At 72.8% G+C, this 22,757-nt stretch carries 17 protein-coding genes; 11 read left to right on the top strand and 6 right to left on the bottom strand.

Annotated features, from left to right (window positions below; translation table 11 throughout):
- Window positions 1–335: 335 nt before the first annotated feature.
- On the bottom strand, window positions 336–1,781 hold the full coding sequence (gene hflX, locus IW256_RS10560; RefSeq protein ID WP_197010788.1) for a GTPase HflX: 1,446 nt from the start codon (window positions 1,779–1,781) through the stop codon (window positions 336–338).
- 339 nt (window positions 1,782–2,120) lie between these two features.
- Here hflX and aceB point away from each other — a divergent pair, with 339 nt between their 5' ends.
- The 4 genes from aceB (at window position 2,121) to IW256_RS10540 (ending at window position 7,831) form a co-directional block, all read left to right on the top strand.
- Window positions 2,121–3,728, top strand: a complete 1,608-nt coding sequence (gene aceB, locus IW256_RS10555; RefSeq protein WP_197010787.1) for a malate synthase A — start codon at window positions 2,121–2,123, stop codon at window positions 3,726–3,728.
- An 88-nt stretch (window positions 3,729–3,816) separates the two neighbouring features.
- Window positions 3,817–5,280 (top strand): FAD-linked oxidase C-terminal domain-containing protein, encoded by a 1,464-nt coding sequence (locus tag IW256_RS10550; RefSeq protein ID WP_197010786.1) that lies wholly within the window; start codon window positions 3,817–3,819, stop codon window positions 5,278–5,280.
- Entirely contained in the window at window positions 5,280–6,527 is a 1,248-nt protein-coding gene (locus IW256_RS10545; RefSeq protein WP_197010785.1) for an FAD-binding oxidoreductase, read from the top strand. Before IW256_RS10550 ends, IW256_RS10545 begins: the two co-directional genes overlap by 1 nt.
- Window positions 6,528–6,529: 2 nt before the next feature.
- Window positions 6,530–7,831 (top strand): (Fe-S)-binding protein, encoded by a 1,302-nt coding sequence (locus IW256_RS10540; RefSeq protein ID WP_197010784.1) that lies wholly within the window; start codon window positions 6,530–6,532, stop codon window positions 7,829–7,831.
- Between the two features lie 48 nt (window positions 7,832–7,879).
- On the opposite strand, the gene IW256_RS10535 is transcribed toward IW256_RS10540, so the two are convergent.
- Entirely contained in the window at window positions 7,880–8,854 is a 975-nt protein-coding gene (locus tag IW256_RS10535) for a hypothetical protein (protein ID WP_231403732.1), read from the bottom strand.
- A gap of 103 nt (window positions 8,855–8,957) precedes the next feature.
- On the opposite strand from IW256_RS10535, the gene IW256_RS10530 reads away from it, so the two are divergent.
- Window positions 8,958–9,593 (top strand): TetR/AcrR family transcriptional regulator, encoded by a 636-nt coding sequence (locus IW256_RS10530; RefSeq protein WP_197010783.1) that lies wholly within the window; start codon window positions 8,958–8,960, stop codon window positions 9,591–9,593.
- A 519-nt stretch (window positions 9,594–10,112) separates the two neighbouring features.
- Complete coding sequence (locus IW256_RS10525) at window positions 10,113–12,095, top strand: sensor histidine kinase (protein ID WP_197010782.1); 1,983 nt, start codon at window positions 10,113–10,115, stop codon at window positions 12,093–12,095.
- Between the two features lie 341 nt (window positions 12,096–12,436).
- Here the strand turns inward: IW256_RS10525 and dapF are convergent, their stop codons facing one another.
- From dapF to miaB, 4 genes are read right to left on the bottom strand one after another with little or no spacing between them, the layout of a single operon-like run.
- Window positions 12,437–13,276: a diaminopimelate epimerase gene (gene dapF / locus IW256_RS10520; RefSeq protein WP_197010781.1), complete on the bottom strand. Its 840-nt coding sequence runs from the start codon at window positions 13,274–13,276 to the stop codon at window positions 12,437–12,439.
- Between the two features lie 39 nt (window positions 13,277–13,315).
- Window positions 13,316–14,218 (bottom strand): tRNA (adenosine(37)-N6)-dimethylallyltransferase MiaA, encoded by a 903-nt coding sequence (gene miaA / locus IW256_RS10515; protein WP_197010780.1) that lies wholly within the window; start codon window positions 14,216–14,218, stop codon window positions 13,316–13,318.
- A gap of 4 nt (window positions 14,219–14,222) precedes the next feature.
- On the bottom strand, window positions 14,223–14,951 hold the full coding sequence (locus tag IW256_RS10510; RefSeq protein WP_197010779.1) for a class III extradiol dioxygenase subunit B-like domain-containing protein: 729 nt from the start codon (window positions 14,949–14,951) through the stop codon (window positions 14,223–14,225).
- Window positions 14,952–14,961: 10 nt separating this feature from the next.
- Window positions 14,962–16,518 carry a tRNA (N6-isopentenyl adenosine(37)-C2)-methylthiotransferase MiaB gene (miaB, locus tag IW256_RS10505; RefSeq protein WP_197010778.1) on the bottom strand — a complete coding sequence of 519 codons (1,557 nt, stop codon included), beginning with the start codon at window positions 16,516–16,518 and terminating at the stop codon, window positions 14,962–14,964.
- A 214-nt stretch (window positions 16,519–16,732) separates the two neighbouring features.
- On the opposite strand from miaB, the gene IW256_RS10500 reads away from it, so the two are divergent.
- The 5 genes from IW256_RS10500 (at window position 16,733) to IW256_RS10480 (ending at window position 22,675) form a co-directional block, all read left to right on the top strand.
- Complete coding sequence (locus IW256_RS10500; RefSeq protein ID WP_197010777.1) at window positions 16,733–17,536, top strand: amino acid ABC transporter ATP-binding protein; 804 nt, start codon at window positions 16,733–16,735, stop codon at window positions 17,534–17,536.
- 46 nt (window positions 17,537–17,582) lie between these two features.
- Complete coding sequence (locus IW256_RS10495; RefSeq protein WP_197010776.1) at window positions 17,583–18,452, top strand: glutamate ABC transporter substrate-binding protein; 870 nt, start codon at window positions 17,583–17,585, stop codon at window positions 18,450–18,452.
- A 167-nt stretch (window positions 18,453–18,619) separates the two neighbouring features.
- Window positions 18,620–19,321 (top strand): amino acid ABC transporter permease, encoded by a 702-nt coding sequence (locus tag IW256_RS10490; protein ID WP_197010775.1) that lies wholly within the window; start codon window positions 18,620–18,622, stop codon window positions 19,319–19,321.
- Complete coding sequence (locus IW256_RS10485; protein ID WP_197010774.1) at window positions 19,318–20,310, top strand: amino acid ABC transporter permease; 993 nt, start codon at window positions 19,318–19,320, stop codon at window positions 20,308–20,310. The genes IW256_RS10490 and IW256_RS10485 overlap by 4 nt, the downstream gene beginning before the upstream one ends.
- Window positions 20,311–20,710: 400 nt before the next feature.
- On the top strand, window positions 20,711–22,675 hold the full coding sequence (locus IW256_RS10480; RefSeq protein ID WP_197010773.1) for a S9 family peptidase: 1,965 nt from the start codon (window positions 20,711–20,713) through the stop codon (window positions 22,673–22,675).
- Window positions 22,676–22,757: the final 82 nt, after the last annotated feature.

Genomic DNA, 22,757 nt, shown 5'->3' with positions numbered 1-22,757 from the left:
ATTTGGAAGAGACACGGAACGCATGATGGTCTGGCCGAAACCCGGGAGCGCGGAGGGCCGGCGCCCGGGGTGGGGCCATGAAAGCCAAGGTCAGCGCCCTTTCACCACCAAAGGTGCCAAGGGTATGTCTCCGGACAGCGGCCAGTTAACGGACACAACACATCAAAACCGATGCAACGTCATAGACACGTCCGAAACCATGCCTGTCCGGACAGACCGGGCCGGGCGCACCCCGCCCGGTCCGGTCCGGTCCGGTCACGGTCAACCCGGCAGGCCCGTGCGCCGGACGTCGGCCCCGGTCCGACCCGGGCCAACCCCGGGCCGGGCCGGGCCGGTCACGGCGTCGTGGACGCCAGTTCGGCGTAGCGCTCCAGAGTGCTGGCCAGGTGGTCGGGGACCCGGGCGTGCAGGACGGTGCCCTCGGCCACGTGCTCCTGCTTGAGCACCTCACCGCGCTCGTGGATCTGGGTGACCAGATCGCCGCGCTCGTAGGGCAGCAGGACGCGCACCTCGCGCTCCAGGCCGGGCAGGTCGGCCTCGATGGCCTCGCGGAGCCGTTCGATGCCGAGGCCGGTCCGGGCGGAGACCACCACGCTGTGCGGCTCGCGGAGCTCCAGCCGCGCGATGGCGAGTTCGTCGGCGGCGTCGGCCTTGTTGATCACGATGATCTCGGGGATCGCGTCGGCGCCGATCTCGCGGAGCACCTCGCGCACGGCGTCGATCTGGGCCTCGGGCTCGGGGTCGGAGCCGTCCACCACGTGCAGGATCAGGCCGGCGTCGGTGACCTCCTCCAGGGTGGAGCGGAACGCCTCGACCAGCTGGTGCGGCAGGTGCCGGACGAAGCCGACGGTGTCGGCCAGCGTGTAGGCGCGCCCGCTGGGGGTCTCCGCCCGCCGGACGGTGGGGTCGAGGGTGGCGAACAGCGCGTTCTCCACCAGCACGCCCGCGCCGGTCAGCCGGTTGAGCAGGGACGACTTGCCGGCGTTGGTGTAGCCGGCGATGGCCACGGCCGGGATCTGGTGGCGGCGCCGGTCGCCGCGCATGGTCTCGCGGGCCTTGGACATCTCCGCGATCTGCCGGCGCAGCTTGGCCATCCGGGTGCGGATCCGGCGCCGGTCCAGCTCGATCTTGGTCTCGCCTGGGCCGCGTCCGCCGATGCCCACGCCGCCGGCGGCGCGCCCGCCGACCTGGCGGGACAGGTTGCCGCCCCAGCCGCGCAGGCGCGGCAGCAGGTAGTCGAGCTGGGCGAGCTCGACCTGCGCCTTGCCCTCACGGCTCCTGGCGTGCTGGGCGAAGATGTCCAGGATCAGCGCGGTCCGGTCGATCACCTTGACCTTGACCGTCTCCTCCAGGTGGCGCAGCTGGCTGGGAGCCAGCTCCCCGTCGCAGATGACGGTGTCGGCGCCGGTGGCGATGACGATGTCACGCAGCTCGGCGGCCTTCCCGGAGCCGATGTAGGTCGCGGGGTCGGGCCGGACGCGGCGCTGGACGAGGCCCTCCAGGACCTCGGATCCCGCGGTCTCGGCGAGGAGCGCCAGCTCGCGCAGGGAGTTCTCGGCCATCGCGGCGCTGCCCTCGGTCCAGACACCGACCAGGACGACCCGCTCCAGCCGCAGCGCCCGGTACTCGACCTCGGTGACGTCGGTCAGTTCGGTGGACAGGCCCGCCACACGGCGCAGTGCCCGCCGGTCCTCCAGGTCGAGCTCGCCGGTCAGCGGCTCGTCGTCCTCGTAGGTTCCGGTCACTCGGGGCTCTTGTTCTTCAGAGAAGGCTTGAGTCATATGTCCTCTGTTAACGCCGCGGGGCGGCTGTGACTTCCCGGCGATGGTCTCACGCGGGAACGCGCAGGTCACCTGATTATCCCCGCTACCCGCCCGGGTCACTCCTCCCGTGCGTTCTCCTCGTTTCCCCGGGGTCCCGGGCGTCCCTCCAGGTCTCCCCCGAGGTGAGGGGGCGGTGCCCGGGAGGGAAGGACCCGGTACGGAGCCCGCGGCCGGCGGCGGCCTCCGCCGGGCGGCGGCCTCGGCCCGGCGGCGGGGCGCTTTGACCGGCCCGCGAGCCGCCGAGTAGCGTTCTTCACACAACAGAAGTGGAATTTCACGATACGAAAGGGCAGGCAGATGGCTGCACTCGAAGGGATCGAGGTCACCGGGCCCCTCCGCGAGCGATACGACGAGATCCTGACGCCCGAGGCGCTCGGCCTGCTCGCCGCCCTGCAGCGCGAGTTCGGCGCGCGGCGGGAGGAGCTGCTGGAGGCCCGCGCCGCGCGGCAGGAACGGCTGTCGGCGGGCGGGACGCTGGACTTCCTGCCCGAGACGGCCGGGATCCGCGCCGACGACGCCTGGCGGGTCGCCGAGCCGGCGCCCGGCCTGGTGGACCGGCGGGTCGAGATCACCGGGCCCACGGACCGGAAGATGACCATCAACGCGCTGAACTCCGGCGCGAAGGTGTGGCTGGCCGACTTCGAGGACGCCAACACCCCGCTGTGGGAGAACATGATCGAGGGGCAGCTCAACCTGCGCGACGCCCTCGACCGCACCATCGACTTCACCGACCCCAGGAGCGGCAAGTCCTACGCGCTCAAGGACGACGGGGAACTGGCGACGATCGTCGTGCGGCCCCGGGGCTGGCACATGGTGGAGAAGCACATCCTGGTCGACGGGAAGCCGGTGTCCGGCTCGCTGGTCGACTTCGGCCTGTACTTCTTCCACTGCGCGCGGCGGCAGACGGAGAAGGGCAAGGGCCCGTACTACTACCTGCCGAAGATGGAGGGCCACCTGGAGGCGCGGCTCTGGAACGACGTCTTCAACCTGGCCCAGGACACCCTGGAGATCCCGCGCGGCACCATCCGGGCCACGGTGCTGATCGAGACCATCCCGGCCGCGTTCGAGATGGAGGAGATCCTCTACGAGCTGCGCGACCACTCCGCCGGGCTGAACGCCGGCCGCTGGGACTACCTGTTCTCGGTGATCAAGAAGTTCCGTGACCGGGGCACCGGCTTCGTGCTGCCCGAGCGCAACGCGATCACCATGACCGCGCCGTTCATGCGGGCCTACACCGAGCTGCTGGTGCGCACCTGCCACAAGCGGGGCGCGCACGCCATCGGCGGCATGGCCGCGTTCATCCCGTCCCGCCGGGACGAGGAGGTCAACAAGATCGCGCTGGAGAAGGTGCGGGCGGACAAGACCCGCGAGTCCGAGGACGGCTTCGACGGCTCCTGGGTCGCCCACCCGGACCTGGTGCCGGTCTGCCGCGAGGTCTTCGACGGCGTCCTGGGCGACAGGCCCAACCAGCGCGACCGGCTCCGCGAGGACGTGCGGGTCTCGGCCGGCGACCTGCTGAACGTGGCCGCCACCCCGGGCGAGATCACCGAGGCCGGGCTGCGCAACAACATCGACGTGGCGCTGCGCTACCTGGCCACCTGGCTGGACGGGGCCGGCGCGGTGGCCATCCACAACCTGATGGAGGACGCCGCGACCGCGGAGATCTCCCGTTCCCAGGTGTGGCAGTGGATCTACAACGGGGTCGCGCTGAAGGAGGGCCAGAAGGTCACCAAGGACCTGGTCGGGCGGCTCCTCGACGAGGAGCTGGCCAAGATCCGCGCCGAGCTCGGCGACGCCTACAACGAGCCGCGCTACGACCAGGCGGTGGCCCTCTTCAAGGAGGTCACCCTCGCCGACGAGTACTCCGAGTTCCTGACCACCCCCGCCTACGAGCGGATGCCCTGACCGCGTCTCCGGCCGTGGCCCGGCGTCCGGCAAGGGCGCCGGGCCACGGATCTTGCGGTCGGTCACGCACGGGAGCAAGGTGGAGACGATGGAAGCGACACGCCCGGAACTGCGGGCCCTGGCCGAGCGATGCGTCCGGCTGCTGGGCGCCGACGCGGTGATCTCGGACCCGGTACGGCTGCGGACCTACGATTGCGACGGCCTGACCACCCACCGGGCCACACCCGGGCTGGTCGTGCTGCCCGGCTCGGCCGAGCAGGTCGCCGCCGTGGTGCGCGCCTGCGCCGGGGCGGGGATCCCGTACGTGGCGCGCGGTTCGGGGACCGGCCTGTCGGGCGGCGCGCTGCCCCGGACCGACGGGGTGCTGATCGTCACCTCCCGGATGCGCCGGATCCTGGAGGTCGACGTGACCGACCGGCGGGCCGTGGTGGAGCCGGGCGTGATCAACCTGGACGTCACGCGGGCGGCGCTGCCGCACGGCTACTACTTCGCGCCCGACCCCTCCAGCCAGCAGATCTGCTCGGTCGGCGGGAACGTGGCGGAGAACTCCGGCGGCGCGCACTGCCTGAAGTACGGCTTCACCGCGCACCACGTGCTGGCCTGCGAGATCGTCACGCCGGACGGGGAGATCGTCGAGCTGTCGGCCGGCGACCCGGGCTACGACCTGCTGGGCGTGTTCGTCGGCGCGGAGGGCACGCTGGGCATCACCACCAAGATCACGGTACGGCTGACCCGGGTCCCCGAGACCGTGCAGACCCTGCTGGCGGCGTTCGAGTCGATCGAGGCGGGCGGCGCGGCGGTCTCGGCGATCATCGGGGCGGGGATGCTCCCGGCCGCGATCGAGATGATGGACGCGCTGTCGATCGAGGCGGCCGAGGCGGCGGTGCGGTGCGAGTACCCGCCCGGCGCGGGCGCGGTGCTGATCGTCGAGCTGGACGGCCCGGCGGCCGAGGTGGAGCACCAGTTCGGCGAGGTGGAGCGGCTGTGCCGGGACGCGGGGGCGTTCGAGATCCGGGTCGCCGCCGACGACGCCGAGCGGGCGCTGATCTGGAAGGGCCGCAAGTCGGCGTTCGCCGCGGTCGGCCGGATCAGCCCGGCCTACCTGGTGCAGGACGGCGTCATCCCGCGGACCGCGCTGCCCCGCGTGCTGGCCGGCATCGACGCGCTCTCGGCCGAGTCCGGGGTACGGGTCGCCAACGTGTTCCACGCGGGCGACGGCAACCTGCATCCGCTCGTGCTGTTCGACGACGCCGAGGAGGGCGCCGCCGAACGCGCCGAGGAGGTCTCCGGGAAGATCCTCGACCTGTGCATCGAGCACGGCGGGTCGATCACCGGGGAGCACGGCGTGGGCGTGGACAAGTCCCGCTACATGCCCCGCATGTTCACCGACACCGACCTGGACACCATGCAGATGGTGCGCTGCGGCTTCGACCCGGCGGGCCTGTGCAACCCGGGCAAGGTCTTTCCCACCCCGCGGCTGTGCGGGGAGGTCCCGGGGTTCCGCAAGGGAGTGCACCCCTTGGTCGAGCAGGGGAAGGCGGAGCAGTTCTGATGGGCGGACAGGCGCTGGACGCGCTCGCCAAGGTCTGCGGCGACGTCCGTCCGGGCGAGCCCGCGGAAGGCGTCCTCGGCGTCGTCCCCGGGGTCGTGGCCGCGCCCGCGAGCGTGGCGGAGGCGGCCGAGGTGATGCGGGTGGCCGCGGAGGAGTCGCTGGCCGTCGTGCCGCGCGGGGCGGAGACCAGGCTCGACTGGGGCACGCCGCCGCTGCGTTGCGACCTTCTCCTGGACACCGCCCGCCTGGACCGGGTCGTCGAGCACGCCGCGGGCGATCTGGTGGTCACGGCCGAGGCCGGGCTCGGGATGGACCGGCTCGCCGAGGTGCTGGCCTCCCGGGGGCAGCGGCTCGCGCTCGACACGCCGCTGCCGGGCTCGACCGTCGGCGGGACGATCGCCACGGCCGCCGCCGGGCCGCTGCGCCTCCTGTACGGGACGCCGCGCGACCTGGTGATCGGCCTGACGGTGGTCCGCGCGGACGGCCGGGTCGCCCGCTCCGGAGGCAAGGTCGTCAAGAACGTCGCCGGGTACGACCTCGGCCGCCTGTTCAGCGGCTCCTACGGCACGCTCGGGCTGATCGTCGAGGCGACGTTCCGGCTCCATCCGGTGCCGGCGGCCCGCGCGTTCCTCACCCGTGCCGTCCCCGACGCGGCCCGCGCCCACGAGGCCGTCCAGGCCGTCCTCCACTCCCCCGCCGCCCCCAGCGCGGTCGAATGCGTCACGCCCGCCGGGAACGGCGGGGACGGGGAGGCCGGCGGCATCGTGGTCGGGGTGCTGCTGGAGGGCGTCCCGGAGGGCGTGGCCGCCCGTACCGGGCAGCTCCGCGCCCTGCTCGGGGAGGACACCGCCGTCGCGCCGGACCCGCCCGAGTGGTGGGGCGCCTACCCGGACGGCACGACCCTGATCGACGTGACGGCTCCGCCCTCCGCCCTCGCCGGCCTGCTCGCCGCGGCCGAGGCCGCCGGCCCCGGCGCCGCGCTCTCCTGGTCCGCGGCCGGGCGGGGCCATGTCGGGCTGTCCGGGGAGGCGGCGCCGGGCGACGTCGCCCGGACGCTCGGGCGGCTCCGCGGACTGCCGGACGGGCCGCGCCGGTGCGCGGCGGTGGTGCGTTACGCGCCCGAGGCCGTGCGGGCGGAGGTCGACCCGTGGGGACCGGTCCCGGCGCTGTCCCTGATGCGCGGGGTCAAGGACCAGTTCGACCCTGACCACCGCATGTCGCCCGGCCGTTTCGTGGGAGGACTCTGACAATGACGGACCCGCGCGGGGAACTCCCCCGGCTGATCGGCGACTGCGTCCACTGCGGCTTCTGCCTGCCCACCTGCCCCACGTACGTGCTGTGGGGGGAGGAGATGGACTCTCCGCGCGGGCGCATCCACCTGATGGACCAGCTCGAGACGGGCACCCCGATGTCCCCGCCGATGGCCGAGCACTTCGACCGGTGCCTGGGGTGCATGGCGTGCGTGACGGCCTGCCCGTCCGGGGTCCAGTACGACCGGATGATCGAGCTGACCCGCGCCCGGGTGGAGCGGGAGCATCCCCGGTCGCTCCCCGAGCGCGCCCTGCGAGAAATGATCTTCAGGCTGTTCCCGTACCCCGGGCGGCTGCGCGCGCTGCGCGGCCCGCTGCGCGCGTACCAGCGGACCGGTCTCGACCGCCTGGTCCGGCGCAGCGGCCTGCTGGAGCGCCTGTCGCCGTCGCTGGCGGCGATGGAACGGCTCGCACCGCCGCTGTCCCGCGCGCCCCGGCTGCCCGAACGGGTCGGCGCGCGCGGCGGACGCAGGGCCACCGTCGGGATGCTCACCGGCTGCGTCCAGGGCGAGTTCTTCCCGGGTGTGAACGCCGCGACGGCCCGGGTCCTCGCGCTGGAGGGCTGCGACGTCGTCATCCCCCGCGGGCAGGGCTGCTGCGGGGCGCTCTCCCTGCACTCCGGCCGTGAGGAGGAGGCACGCGCGTTCGCCCGCCGCACGATCGTGACGTTCGAGACCGTGGACGTGATCGTGGTGAACGCGGCCGGCTGCGGCTCGGCGATGAAGGAGTACCGCAGGCTGCTGGCCGACGAGCCGGAGTGGGCGGGACGGGCCGACGCGCTGTCGGCCAAGACCCGCGATCTCACCGAGTTCCTGGTCGAGCTGGGGCCGCGGGCGCGGCGGCATCCGCTTCCGGTCACCGTCGCCTACCACGACGCCTGCCATCTGTCCCACGCGCAGGGCGTCCGCGCCCAGCCGCGGGCGCTCCTCGGCGCGATCCCCGAGCTGACGGTGCGGGAGGTCGCCGATCCGGACATCTGCTGCGGGTCGGCCGGGACCTACAACCTCCTCCAGCCCGAGGCCGCCGCCGAGCTGGGCGACCGCAAGGCGGCCGGGGTCCGCGCCACGGGCGCCGAGCTGCTGGTGGCCGCGAACCCCGGCTGCTCGATGCAGATCGCGACGGCCCTGGAGCGGCAGGGCACCCGGCTCCCGGTGGCGCACACCGCCGAGGTCCTGGACGCCTCCCTGCGCGGGACGGGCACGGCGGCGCTGGTGGGCCGCCGCCCCCGTTCACCCGCCTGACCGCCTGCCCCGCCTGCGGCCGCGAGAGGCCGCGAGGGCGGGACGGGGTCAGGACGCCATGGCCTGCTCTCGTCCGGCGGCCGGGACGCCGGCGCCCCGGGAACGGAGACCGCCGAGGGCGAGGAGCGCCAGGCCGGCCGCCGCCCAGGCGAGCAGGACGGTCAGGGGGCCGGCCGCGCCCGCGCCGTCGAAGAAGGCCACCGAGCGCAGGAGCGTGGCCGCCGCGCCGGGCGGGAGCAGCCGGCCGAGGTCGCCCCAGGGCTGGGGCAGCATCTCGGGGGCGGAGGCGGCCGCCGACAGAGGGTTGCCCAGCAGCAGGAACGTCAGGCTGCCCAGGGCGATCCCGGCCCGTCCGAGGACCGCGGCGGCACCGGCGACCGTCCCCGTCACGGCCAGGACGGCCAGCCCCATCACCGAGGCGACGGCCAGGTAGGGCCCGGGCAGCACCGCCAGCCAGCCCTGGGCCAGCCAGGCGGCGCCGAGCCCGCCCAGGACCGCGAAGGCCAGGACGGAGACCGCCTGCGCCCCGGGGCGGGGAATGGCGAGGGTCATCACCACCGCGGCGGCGATCCCGGACATGATCAGCGGCAGCGCCAGGGCGCCGAACCCGGCTCCCCGGGGATCGTCGGGGTCGGCGGCCACCACGTCCTCGACGGCGGCGGCGGGCGTTCCCGACAGGCCCTGCGCCAGCTGGGCGAGCTGCTGCGCCACCACCGGTGACGCGGCCGAGGCGACCAGCACCCGGGGCCCGCCGGGCGTGGTGACGATCGCGCCGTAGGCGTCGAATCCGGCGAGCGCCTCCCGGGCCGCGGCCTCGTCGGCGACCGCGGTGATCTCGAACGCGCCGGGACGCTCGCGGTCCAGCCGTTCGGCCACGGCGGCGGCCCCCGGGCCGGCGGCCACGATCGGCACGTCGCGGGGCGCCGTCCGCACGGCCGGCCAGGAGAAGGCGACGATCATGAGGAGTTGCAGGGCGGTCGCGACGAGGGCGACGCCCACGGCGCGCCGGACCGGGGAGGACATCAGGCCACTCCAAAAAAGCGGATGTTCGTTCTCTTATATCTTCGCCAGAGTCGCACCGCGGTGGGACGTTGTCAAGAACGAGCATTCGTTTTATATTGGGCCCATGCCCCGAGTGAGCGAAGAGCACCTGGAACGCCGCCGGCGGCAGATCCTGGACGCCGCCCGCGCCTGCTTCATCCGCAAGGGCGTCCACGAGACGTCCATGCAGGACATCTTCGCCGAGGCCGGACTGTCCGCCGGGGCCGTCTACCGCTACTTCAAGAGCAAGAACGAGATCATCGAGGCGATCACCAGCACGACGATCGGCGATCTCCACCTGTTCCTGGCCGAGCTGGTGCAGGCCGACCCCGTCCTGCCCCTGGACGAGCTGATGGAGCGGATGGCGCGGCGCGCCGCGGCCCTGTCCGGCGAGAACGGCACCATCCGGCTCGCGCCGCAGGCGTGGTCACTGGCCATGTACGACCCGGACCTGCACGTCTACGTGCATGACAACATCGTCAAGCTGCGTGCGTACTGGGTCGCCTACACGGAGCGCTGCGTCGCGGCCGGCCTCATGCCGCCCGGCACCGACGTCGAGGCCACGGGCAAGACGCTCTTCGGCGTCCTTCCCGGCTTCATCCTGCAGCGGCTCCTCCTCGGGGACATCGAGCCCGAGGAACTGCGCCGGGGCCTGCGCGCCGTCGTCGACGCGGGCCTGCTCGGCGGCGAGCGGGCCGGCCTCGCCGGCGAGACCACCTGACCCTGCCCGCCGCACCCGCGCGGCACCCGCCCGCCCCTCCAGGACGCGGGCCGGGGCAGGGCCCAGGGCGGGGGACGGGGCATGGGCGCGGGCTCCCGTGCCACCATTTGGTCTCCGTCTTCCCGCGGGTATTGCCCACCGCCAGGTGAGGCGTGTACCTCTTTCTCATCGGCTTCTCACCGACCTGAGACACCCGCCAGGGCCGGTCCACCGGCAGGCCGACACGATCGGCCGGGCCACGGTCACCTCCCGTCGCCCCGCGGGTACCCGCCACCCCTCTTCGTGTCCGTTCCGCTTCCCTCCGTACACACCCGCCCCCCCGCACCCCCGGCAGGACCACGCAAGACCCGTCGTGTACCGCCCCCTTCACGGTTCCGCTCCCCCGCGCCCACGCCGCCGTCCGGATCCCCGCGTTCCCTCGCCGGGGGAACGCGGGCTGTCCTCAGGCGGCCGTGGACAAACGACGGAACACCGACCAGCACGCTTTAACATTCCATTACTTTCATTCGGGGAGAGCGCATGGTGACCGTGCATCACGATCGCGGAACCTCCCCATGGCCCGTGCCGCTCGCCCTCTCCGCGGTCGGCGCCGTGGTCGCGTCGCTGGTCGTCGGGCTGTGGCTGCCCGAGTCCCGGCGCCTGGTGTGGTGGCATCCGGAGATCGTGATCGCCGTCTGCTGGACCCCGGTGGCGGCCCTGCTGCTGCGGCACCGGCCCGGGCTCTGGGTCGGACGGCTGATGCTGGTGTGCGGGGTCAGCGCGGCGGTCTACGTGCTGGCGCTCAATCTCGGCCCGCTGTTCGAGGAGAACGGCTGGCCGGGGGCCGGGTTCCTGCTGTGGCTCGGGGTGTGGCTGTGGGCGGTCGACACCTTCGGCCTCACGCTCGTCCTCCCGCTGATCTTCCCGGACGGGCGGCTGGTGTCGGCCCGTTTCCGGCCGGTCCTGGCCGTGGCCTGCGCGATCCCGCTGATCGTCTGCGTGCACCTGACCATCGACCCCAATGCCCGGCGCTTCCACAACGGCGTGTCGGTCTACCCGTTCCAGGACATCCCGCTCGCCATCTCCCTCACGATCCTGACGACGCTGCTGCTGGGAATGGCCTCGGTCGTGATCCGCTTCGTCCGGTCGCCGCCCGACGTGCGACGGCAGATCGCCTGGGTGGTCTATCCCGGCGTGCTCGCCCAGGCCATCATCTTCGTCGGCGAGACCGCCCCGATCGGCGACCCGGTCCGCAACGTCACCATCGCGGCCGTCCCGGTCTGCATCGCGATCGCCATCACCCGCTACCGGCTGTACGACATCGACCTGGTCATCAGCCGCACCCTCGTGTACGCCGGGCTGGTCATCGTCATCACCGGCGTCTACTTCGCGCTGGTCGGGGCGGTCAGCGGCGTGGTCGCCGGGCACGGCGAGCTGGCCGGGCTGATCGGGGCGATCGCCGCGGGCGCGGTGTTCGAACCCGTCCGGCGCCGCCTGCAGCGGGCCGTGGACCGGCTGATCCACGGCGAGCGCGACCCGTACCGGATCGCCGACCGGCTCAACCGCCGCCTGCAGACCACCTCCGATCCGGCCGCCGCGCTGGCCACGGCCGTCTCGGTGGTCCGCGAGACGCTGCGCGCGTCCGGGGTGGTGCTGGAGGTCCTGGACCGGGACGGGCGCACGGTCTCCAAGACCGAGGAGGGCGCGCTGGGCGACCGGCCCCGGCTGATCCCGCTGGTGTGGCACGGCGAGCCGGTCGGGCGGCTGCTGTTCGGCGTCGCCCGGCCGCCGGACGGCCGGCTGGCGGGCGTCCTGGCCCGCAAGCTCGCCGAGCTGACCAGCGCGGCCCGCCTGGCCGCCGACGTGCAGCGGTCCCGCGACCGGATCCTGCGGGCGCGCGAGGAGGAACGCCGCCGGCTGCGCCGCGACCTGCACGACGGCCTGGGCCCGACGCTGGCCAGCCTCGCCATGACGGTGGACGCGGCGCGCATCACGCTCAGGAACGACCCGGACGCCGCCGACGCGCTGCTGGAGAACCTGCGCGCCACCATGGGACGCACCATCGGCGACATCCGCGAACTGGTGTACGGGCTGCGCCCGCCCGCGCTGGACGACCTCGGCCTGGCCGGGGCCATCCGGGCGCTGGGCGGCGTCGTCGGGACCGGCGACGGCCCCAAGGTGGACGTGCGGGTCGAGGGTGACCTGGCCAGCCTGCCCGCCGCCGCGGAGGTCGCCGCGTACCGCATCGTCCAGGAGGCCCTCACCAACGTGTACCGCCACGCCAAGGCCGGCAGCGCGGTCGTCCGGCTCAGCCTGAACGGGGACCTGCACGTCTGCGTGGGCGACGACGGGGTGGGGATGCCGGCGGACGCGCGTTCGGGGGTGGGGATGTGCTCCATGCGGGAGCGCGCCGCCGAGATCGGCGGGTCCTGCACCGTGGGTCCCGGTCCCGAAGGGGGCACCGTCGTGCGCGCCAGGCTTCCCGTGAACGCGATAGAGAACGCGGGGCGCGCCTCCGCCTAGGCCGCGCGGGCACCGGCCACCGATGTCCGTTATGCCGGGATTCGGATGGCCCTCCACTCCGCTCTGGAGTGGAGGGCCGGTGGCCGCCCCCCGCCAAGAAGGAGCCACCGGCCCTCGGCGCCACCCGAACCGGGGCTCCCATCCCGATTCGAGCGGGCCTTCACCAGAGGGTGTGCACTACAGAAGGTAGCGTGTTTCGGTCCCATGTGGTCAGGGACTTCGGTCCCGAACTTGCCGGGACGATTCAGAGCAGATCTGACCATAGCTCTGAAAACCCTGCTGTAACCAGCAAAAACGCAGGTCAGGCCCGTATACCACCGGGCCTCCGGATCCCGCCGCCGTCAGGACGCTCCCGGCGCCGCGAGCCATCCCGAGCGGATCTCGCCCTCCGCGACGAGCACCGCGGGGCCGCGCAGGTGGCTGGTCCCGCCCCCGAGGGTGACCACGACGCGCCCGCCCGGGACGTCGACCGTCCACTCCCCTTCGGCACCGCCCCGCTCCCCCGCCGCGGCGGCGGCGACGGCGACCGTCCCCGTGCCGCAGGAGCGGGTCTCGCCCGAGCCCCGCTCGTACACCCGCATCTCCAGGTGGCGCTCGCCGACCGCCCGGTAGAACTCCACGTTCACCCCGTCCGGGAACACCGCGGGGTCGAAGCCGGGCGCGCGGGTCAGGTCGAGCTCGGCCACGGGCCGTTCGACCGGGCAGGCCAGGTGGGGGTTGCCCATGGACACCCGCTCACCGGTGTACGACCGGCCCGCCAGGGACGCCCGGCCCGTCCCGAGGTGCTCGGGCGGGCCCATGTCGACGCTCACGTCCCCGGACGGCCCCAGCGTCACCCGGCGCAGCCCCGCCCGGGTGGCCACGTCCCACTCCCCGGGGGCGGCGAGGCCGGCGTCGACCAGATAGCGCGCGAACACCCGGACGCCGTTGCCGCACATCTCGGCGATACCGCCGTCGGCGTTGCGGTAGTCCATGAACCACTCGGCCTCGCCGGCCATCGCCTCGGCGGCCGGGTCGCCCGCGGCCTTCGTCCGCACGACGCGCAGCACCCCGTCCGCGCCGATCCCGGCCCGGCGGTCGCACAGCCGCGCGACCGTCCCGGGCGCCAGATCCAGGACCCCGCCCGGATCGGGCAGGATCACGAAGTCGTTCTCGGTGCCGTGGCCCTTGACAAACCGCATACCCCTGATCGTATTGCCCCGCGCGACCGGCCGGCCCGGTCAGCGCACCAGCTCCAGGGCCCGGCCGGCCAGGCCGGGCGTGTCGGAGGCGAGCCAGTGGACCCGGGGATCGCGGCGGAACCACGACTCCTGCCGCCGGGCGAAACGCCGGGTCGCCCGGATCGTCTCCTCCTTGGCGCGCTCCTCGGTCCACTCCCCCGCCAGGAACCGCAGGACCTGCGCGTACCCGAGCGCCCGCCCGGCGGTCAGGCCGTCCCGCAGTCCCGCCTTCTCCAGGGCGCGGACCTCCTCGACCAGCCCCGCCTCCCACATCCGCTCGACCCGCAGGGCGATCCGCGCGTCCAGGTCGGGGCGGGGGACGGTGAGGCCGATCTGCACCGCGTCGTACCGGTAGTCGTGCTCGGGGAGCGTCGCGCTGAACGGCCGTCCGGTGATCTCGATGACCTCCAGGGCGCGGACGATCCGCCGCCCGTTGCCGGGCAGGATCGCCTCGGCCGCCTTGGGGTCGCGGGCGCGCAGCCGCTCGTACAGCGCCGCGGCCCCGGCCTCGGCCAGCTCGCCCTCCAGCCGCGCCCGGACGGCGGGATCGGTGCCGGGGAACTCCAGATGGTCGAGCGCCGCCCGCACGTACAGGCCCGAGCCCCCGACCAGGACGGGCACCCGGCCCCGCCCCCGGATGTCCTCGATGGCCCCGGCGCTGAGCCGCTGGTACTCGGCGACGCTCGCGGCGGCGGTGACGTCCCAGACGTCCAGGAGGTGGTGGGGCACGCCCCGCATCTCGGCGGGGGTGAGCTTGGCGGTGCCGATGTCCATGCCCCGGTACAGCTGCATCGAGTCGGCGTTGACCGCCTCGCCGTTCAGGCGGAGCGCCAGCTCGACGGCGAGGTCGGACTTGCCGGCCGCGGTCGGCCCCACGACGGCGACGACGTCTCTGGAGGTCACCGGCTCAGGCCCGCCTTGTCCAGGTCGCGACGAAGTAGCCGACCCCGTACGGGGCCCGGTGGTCCAGCAGCTCGGCGTCGAACGGGGCGGCCCCCGCCTCCCCGGCGGCACCCGCCAGGACCTGCCACGCCGGGCGTCCGGCGGCCAGCAGCTCCCGCGACACTCCCGGGTCCAGCCCGGCCAGGGCGGCGGTGTCGGCGTCACCGAGCGCCCGCGCCACGGCTTCGTCGTACGGCTCGGCCCGCGGGTCCAGGTAGCCGGGCGCCTTCTCCGACAGGCAGGCCGACCCGTCCCCCATGACCAGGAACGCGACCCGTTCGGCCGACCCGGCCAGCTCGCGGCCCAGCCGCAGGCACTCCGCGGGGGCGGCGTCCTCGCCGACGGACTGGAAGCGGGCCGCGGCACCCGGTGCGGCGGCCTCCTCCAGGAGCCACCGGCCGATGGTGAGCGACAGCGGCAGCGCGTCCGGACCCTCGGGGTCGCCCGTGCCGAAGGTGCGGTCCAGCCCGTAGGGGCGCAGTGTCCCGGCCGCCTCGGGACCGTGGGCACGGGTGTCCGGGCCGCCGCCCACCACGATCACGATGCCGTTCCTGCCCGCCTGGACGGCGGCGAGCGCCCCGCGCACGGCCCGGCCGCAGGCGGCGCGCAGGCCGTCCAGCTCGGGCGCGGCGGCGCCGGCCAGCTCCGGGACGAGCAGGGGCGGATGCGGGCAGACCGCCGCGTGGATCAGCATGGCGCGGCGGCTAGGGCCGGACCGAGCAGCCGGAGGCCGCGGCGCCGGCGGCGGGAGCCCCGGCGGGAGCGGCGGGCCGTCCGATGCCGGGCATGCCCAGGGAGACGCCCTGCGCCGCGGGGGCGGCCTGACGCGCCTCCCAGGCGTCGCCCGCCCGGGTCCGGCGGACGGCCCGGACCGGCTCGTCGGCCACCAGGTGGTGCGGAGCCGCGTAGGTGACCTCGACCGTCACCATGTCACCCGGCCGCACCGGCTCGCCGGGGGCACGGAAGTGGACCAGGCGGTTGTCGCGCGCGCGGCCCGACAGGCGGCGGGTGGCGCCGTCCTTGCGGCCCTCACCCTCGGCCACCAGCACCTCCAGCGTGCGGCCCAGCTGCTTGCGGTTCTCCTCCCAGGAGATCTCCTCCTGGAGGGCGACCAGCCTCTCGTAGCGCTCCTGCACGACCTCCTTGGGGAGCTGGCCGTCCATGGTGGCGGCCGGAGTCCCGGGGCGCTTGGAGTACTGGAAGGTGAACGCGCCCGAGAAACGGGCCTCCCGCACCACGTGCAGGGTCTGCTGGAAGTCCTCCTCGGTCTCGCCGGGGAAGCCGACGATGATGTCGGTGGTGATCGCGGCGTCCGGGATGGCGGCGCGGACCTTCTCGATGATGCCGAGGAAGCGCTCCTGCCGGTACGAGCGGCGCATCGCCCGCAGCACCGGGTCCGACCCCGACTGGAGGGGCATGTGGAGGGAGGGCGTGACGTTCGGCGTCTCGGCCATCGCCGCGATCACGTCGTCGGTGAAGTCCTTGGGGTGCGGGGAGGTGAACCGGACCCGCTCCAGGCCCTCCACCCCGCCGCAGGCGCGCAGCAGCCCCGCGAACGCCGACTGCCCGCCCGCCGTCATGTCGCGGACCTCCCGCGGCGCGCTCGCCAAAGCGCCGAATCCGGACCCGTAGGCGTTGACGTTCTGGCCGAGCAGGGTGATCTCCAGGACCCCGTCGGCGACCAGCGCCTCCACCTCGGCCAGGATCTCGCCGGGACGGCGGTCGCGCTCCTTGCCGCGCAGCGCCGGCACGATGCAGAAGGTGCAGGTGTTGTTGCAGCCCACCGAGATCGACACCCAGGCGGCGTAGGGCGACTCCCGGCGCGTCGGCAGCGTCGAGGGGAAGGTCACCAGGGACTCTTCGATCTCGACCTGCGCCTCGTCGCGGATCCGGGCGCGCTCCAGCAGCACGGGCAGCGACCCGATGTTGTGCGTCCCGAAGACCACGTCCACCCAGGGCGCCCGTTTGACGATGGTGTCGCGGTCCTTCTGCGCCAGGCACCCGCCGACCGCGATCTGCATGCCGGGACGGCCGTCCTTGACGGGGCGCAGATGGCCGAGGTTGCCGTAGAGCCGGTTGTCGGCGTTCTCCCGCACCGCGCAGGTGTTGAAGACGACGACGTCGGGCTCGCCGTCCCCGGCCCGCACGTAGCCGGCCTCCTCCAGCAGGCCCGACAGCCGCTCGGAGTCGTGGACGTTCATCTGGCACCCGTAGGTACGGATCTCGTACGTGCGGGTGCCGGTCTCGATAGGCGCACTCATGACAGTCACCAAGGGTAGGCGACGCGCCCGCCCGCGCGGACGGGAACGGCACGCGATCGGCGCCGGGCCCCGCCGCCCCGCCTCCGTCCTGTCCGGAAACCGCCGATGATCAGCCCATAAGCCGATGATCTAGCCGCCGACGTGCGGATTCGTGATCGTATCGGTACCGCGCCGACAGCGGTCTGTGAAGACCGATGTCGTAAAGTCCGGCCCCATGACGGACAGCGGAGGCGGGCCCGAGCTCACCAAGGAAGGCGGGCCGCGGGAGAACAGCGCGGGGGACGCGCCACTCGTCGTGGTCGAGCACATCAACAAGTACTTCGGCGACCTGCACGTTCTCAAGGACATCAGCCTCACCGTGAACCGCGGCGAGGTGGTGGTGATCATCGGCCCGTCGGGCGGCGGCAAGTCGACCCTGTGCCGGTCGATCAACCGGCTGGAGCCGATCGACAACGGCGTCATCAAGGTGGACGGCGCGGAGCTGCCCAAGGAAGGCCGCGAGCTTGCGAGGCTGCGCGCCGACGTGGGCATGGTGTTCCAGTCGTTCAACCTGTTCGCCCACAAGACCATCCTGGAGAACGTCACCCTCGGGCCGATCAAGGTCCGGAAGGTGGCGAAGCCGGAGGCCGAGAAGCACGCCATGGAGCTGCTGGACCGGGTCGGGATCGCCAGCCAGGCGCAGAAGTACCCCGCCCAGCTGTCCGGCGGCCAGCAGCAGCGCGCCGCGATCGCGCGCTCGCTGGCGATGAAGCCCAAGGTCATGCTGTTCGACGAGCCGACCTCCGCGCTCGACCCGGAAATGGTCAACGAGGTTCTCGACGTCATGACGGGGCTGGCCCGGGAGGGCATGACCATGATCGTGGTGACCCACGAGATGGGCTTCGCCCGGCGCGCCGCCCAGAAGGTGGTCTTCATGGCGGACGGGCAGATCGTCGAGGAGAACACCCCCGACGAGTTCTTCACCAACGCGCGCACCGACCGCGCGAAGGACTTCCTTTCCAAGATCCTCACGCACTGAGCCACCGCTCAGATTTGGCCGGCACTAAGCAGAGGGAGAACGATCGATGCGAGTGACTCGTCTGGGGGCCGCCATCGGCGCGGCGACCGCACTGGCGATGGCGCTGACCGCCTGCGGCAGCGACACCGAGAAGACCGAGGCCAAGACCGTCGCCCAGAAGGCGAAGGAGACCAAGAAGCTGGTCGTCGGCATCAAGTACGACCAGCCGGCGCTCGGGCTGAAGAAGCCCGACGGCAGCTTCGAGGGCTTCGACGTCGACGTCGCCAAGTACATCGCCAAGGAGCTGGGCGTTCCGGAGGACGGGATCACCTTCAAGGAGGCCCGTTCGGAGAACCGCGAGTCGTTCCTGGGCGGCGGCCAGGTCGACCTGGTGGTCGCGACGTACTCGATCACCGACGCCCGTAAGAAGCAGGTCACCTACGGCGGCCCGTACTACGTCGCCCACCAGGACACGATGGTCCGGGCGGACGACGACAGCATCAAGAAGGCCGAGGACCTCAAGGGCAAGAAGCTCTGCAAGGCGGCGGGGTCCAACTCCTTCCGCCGCGTCACCGAGGGCCCGCCGGACGGCAAGCTGGCCGTCTCGGGCGTGAACCTGGTGGACGCCTCCAGCTACTCGGAGTGCACCGCCAAGCTCGAGAACAAGGCGCTGGACGCCGTCAGCACCGACGACCTGATCCTGGCCGGCTTCGCCAGCCAGCAGAAGGGCAAGTTCAAGGTCATCAACGCCCCCTTCACCGACGAGAAGTACGGCGTCGGCATCAAGAAGGGCGACACCGAGACCTGCGAGGCCGTCAACAAGGCCATCACCAAGATGTACCAGGACGGCACCGCCAAGACCCTGCTGGACAAGCACTTCGCCGGCACCGGCCTGAAGCCGACCACGACCGTCCCGCAGTTCGAGGGCTGCGCCTGATCCCAGGCTCGGACCCCGGCTCGTGCCCGGTCCGCGCGCACCGCGTCCAGGTCCGCGCCTGGCCGGCGTCCGCGCCCGGACCAGGCTGAGTTCCGCCGTGACGGCGCGCCCCCCGGAAGACCCGAACCGGGGGGCGCGCCGGGCCGGCCCCGACCCGCTGGAACGCCATGGAACAGCTACTCGAACTGTTTGATTTCGGTCCGTTCTTCGACAACATCGGCGCGATCCTCGACGGATTCTGGGCGACCATCCGCCTGTCCGCCGCGGCGGCCGTGCTGTCCCTTCTCATCGGCACGATCCTGGTCTCGTTCCGGGTCTCGCCCGTGCCGGTGCTGCAGAAGGTCGGCGCCGTCTACGTCAACGTCCTGCGCAACACCCCGCTCACCCTCGTGCTGCTGATGTGCAGCCTCGGCCTGAGCGACACCCTGCGGCTGGTCTTCTCCCAAGACTCCGGCGTCAACTACTACTGGTGGGCCGTGCTGGGCCTGTCCGGCTACACCGCGGCGTTCGTCTGCGAGGCGCTGCGGTCGGGGATCAACACGGTGCCGCTCGGCCAGGCGGAGGCGGCCCGCTCGATCGGGCTGACCTTCACCCAGTCACTGCGCATGATCATTCTGCCGCAGGCGTTCCGCGCGGTCGTCGCCCCGCTGGGCAGCATCCTGATCGCGATGATCAAGAACACCACGGTGGCCGCCGCCGCCAGCTACGCCGAGACGGCGGTCGTCATGAAGCAGTTCATGGACGACCCGACGTTCCAGAGCGGGGCGCTGCCGCTGTTCATCGGCATCGCCGTGGGCTTCATGATCCTGACCCTGCCGACCGGCTTCTTCTTCGGCTGGCTGGCCAAGCGGACGGCGGTGGCGCGATGAGCAAGGAAGCGACCGTACTCTTCGACGCCCCCGGACCGCGGGCCCGCCGGCGCAACGCCCTCCTGACCGCGCTCTCGGCGCTGCTGCTGATCGCGCTGATCGCGCTGGCCGCCAAGCGGTTCAACGACCAGGGGCAGTTCGCCGGCAACCTCTGGACGCCCTTCCTCAAGGCCGACGTCTGGGTCAACCTGATCCTGCCCGGCCTCTGGAACACGCTGAAGGCCGCCGCCGTCGCCTCGGTGCTGGCCATCCTGTTCGGCGTGGTGTTCGGGCTGGCGCGACTCTCCGACCACAGCTGGATCCGGGTGCCCGCCGGCGCGGTGGTGGAGTTCTTCCGGGCGATCCCGCTGCTGATCCTGATCTTCCTGGCGTACTTCGTGCCGAACAAGGTCAGCCCGGTGATCGCCGAGTCCCCGTTCGGCACCTTCCAGCGCGTCATGGTCGACAGCGTGGGCTGGATCTTCGGGGTGGAGATCAACGCCGGCGTGGTGACCGTCCCGGCGTTCGCCGCGGTGGTGTTCGGGCTGGTGCTCTACAACGGCTCCGTCCTGGCGGAGGTCGTCCGGGCCGGGGTCAACTCGATCCCCAAGGGCCAGGCGGAGGCCGCCTACTCGGTCGGCCTGCGCAAGAACGGCGTGATGCGGCTGGTGCTGCTGCCCCAGGCGATCACCGTCATGATGCCCGCCATCGTCAGCCAGCTGGTGGTGCTGCTCAAGGACACCGCGCTCGGGTTCATCATCGCCTACGGCGAGCTGCTCCAGGCGGGCTTCAAGCAGGTCCCGCCCAACTTCGGCAACAACCTGATCCAGGCCGGCATCGTGGTCGCGATCATCTACATCGCGATCAACATGGTGCTCAGCTCGGTGGCCAACCGGCTGGAGCGGCGGAGCCGCGGCAGCCGCAAGACGGCCGCCAAGACCATGGGCACCGGCACGGGCGCGCCGCCCGCCGCGGGCATGTCCGTGGCCGGCCAGTCCGGGAGCGTGTAGCCCGGCATCACCGGTCCGGCATCGCGCCGATCGCACGACATCAGGATAGAGGGGCCGCCGGGATTCCCGGCGGCCCCTTCCGCCGTCCCGGCTCGGGAAGGCTCGGCATGGACGAGGCGGCCCGCCCGCGCGCAGATCCCGCCACGGAAACGCCTGAGAACGCCGGAGAGGCCCCAGGGTGGCTCCGCCCGTCCCCTGAGCGGCGTGGCCCTGACCGGACGGGAGCGCGCCCGTCAGCCCGCCCCTGACCGCACCGTCAGGGCCGTTCTGACCAGCCCCGTGTGATACAGCTCGCATGAACGCCCACCAGGGCACGCCGCGTGTGAACGGGTTGTATCTTTCCGAGGCCAACTGCCCCGTCATGGCCCCAAGGGCACCGTCTATGCGGGACGATTCGCATATGACCGCTCGTGCGACCCTTCCCTACGGCTCCTGGCCCTCCCCCATATCCGCCGCCGACGTCGCCCGCGCCCGGCTGCGCCTCAGTTTCCCCACCGTGTACAACGACGACGTGTGGTGGCAGGAGACCCGGCCTGAGGAAGGCGGCCGGACCACGGTCATCCACCTTCGGGGCGGTCACCGCACCGAACTGCTCCAGGCGCCGTGGGACGCCCGCACCCGCGTCCACGAGTACGGGGGCCGGTCCTACCTTCCCGTCCCCAGCGGCGACGGGTACGCGATCGTGTTCTCCAACTACGAGGACCAGCGGTTGCACCGGCTCGACCCGGGTGACGCCAAGCCGCACCCGCTGACACCCGAGCCGGCCGTGTCCGGAGGACTGCGCTACGCCGACTTCGTGCTCTCCCCTGACACCACCGAGATCTGGTGCGTGTGCGAGGGACACACCCCCGACGGCATCCGGCGCGCCATCGTCGCCGTCCCGCTGGACGGGAGCGCCGCGGCGGACGCCTCCGCCATCCGGGAACTGATCACGGGCGCCGACTTCTACGCCACCCCCGCGCCGTCCCCCGGCGGCGGGCATCTGGCCTGGGTCCAGTGGAACCACCCCCGGATGCCCTGGGACGGCACCGAGATCCGTGTGGCGGCCCTCGAGGACGGTCAGGCGGTGGCGCCGCGCACCGTCAAGGGCGGCCTCACCGAGTCGGCGCTCGCCCCGCTGTGGCGCGACGACGGCTCGCTCTACGTCATCTCCGACTGGCCCGGCTGGTGGAACATCTACCAGGTGGGCCTGCACGGTGAGTCGCCCCAGGCCGAGTACCCGGCCGAGGAGGAGTTCGCCGGCCCGCTGTGGCAGCTCGGCGGCATGCCGTACGCGCTGCTGGAGGACGGCCGCCTCGCCGTCCTGCACGGCGAGGGCGACCAGCGGCTGGGCGTCTACGACCCCGAGACGCTGGAGCTGACCGACCTGGAGGTGCCCTACGACGACTGGCAGCCCGCGCTGTCGGCGCACGGCTCCACCATCGTCGGCATCGCGGGGGGCCCGAACGTCCCGTCGTCGGTCGTGCGCATCGACACCACCACCGGGCGGGTGGAGAGCCTGCGCCGCGAGCTGGACGACCTGCCCGACGCCGCGTTCCTCCCCCAGCCCCGCGCGGAGCAGATCGAAGGGCCGTTCGGGCGGCCCGTGCACGCCTACGTGTACCCGCCGTCCAACCCCGAGTGCGCCGGCCCGGCCGGTGAGCTCCCGCCCTACGTGGTCTTCGTGCACGGCGGTCCCACCAGCCGCGTGACGCGCGTGCTCAACCTCGAACGGGCCTTCTTCACCAGCCGCGGCATCGGCGTCATCGACGTCAACTACGGCGGCTCCACCGGGTACGGCCGCGCCTACCGCGAACGGCTGCGCCGCCAATGGGGCGTGGTCGACGTCGAGGACGCCGTGGCCGCGGCCAAGGCGCTCGTCGACGGCGGCATCGCCGACCCGCAGCGGCTGGCCATCCGGGGCGGCAGCGCCGGCGGCTGGACGACCCTCGCGGCCGTCACCCAGACCGACGTGTTCAAGGCGGCCACGTCCTACTACGGCATCAGCGAGCTGCAGAGCTTCGCGGAGGCGACGCACGACTTCGAGTCGCGCTATCTCTTCAGCCTGATCGGCCCCCTGCCCGGATTCGAGCGCGCCTACGAGGAGCGCTCCCCGCTCAACCGCGCCGACCGCACGGCCTGCCCCGTGCTGCTCCTGCAGGGCCTGGACGACCCCGTGGTGCCCGCCGACCAGTCCCAGCGGTTCGCGGACGCGCTCGCCGAGAAGAAGACCCCGCACGCCTACCTGACGTTCGAGGGCGAGAGCCACGGCTTCCGCCGCGCCGAAACGGTCGTCGCCGCCCTGGAGGCCGAGCTCGCCTTCTACGGCCGGACGCTGGACTTCGAACCCCGAGGAGTGGCCCCCATCGAGCTGACCACCGGCTGACCGGTGGCGGCCCGGCCGGCCTGGGCTGGCACGCCCCGTTCCGGACGTCAGCCCAGGCCGAACAGGATGACCTGGCACCGGC

Source organism: Actinomadura viridis, assembly GCF_015751755.1.
In the GTDB taxonomy this organism is placed as follows: domain Bacteria; phylum Actinomycetota; class Actinomycetes; order Streptosporangiales; family Streptosporangiaceae; genus Spirillospora; species Spirillospora viridis.
The sequence above is the reverse complement of the archived record's forward strand: the minus strand, read 5'-3'. Positions and strand labels throughout refer to the sequence as shown.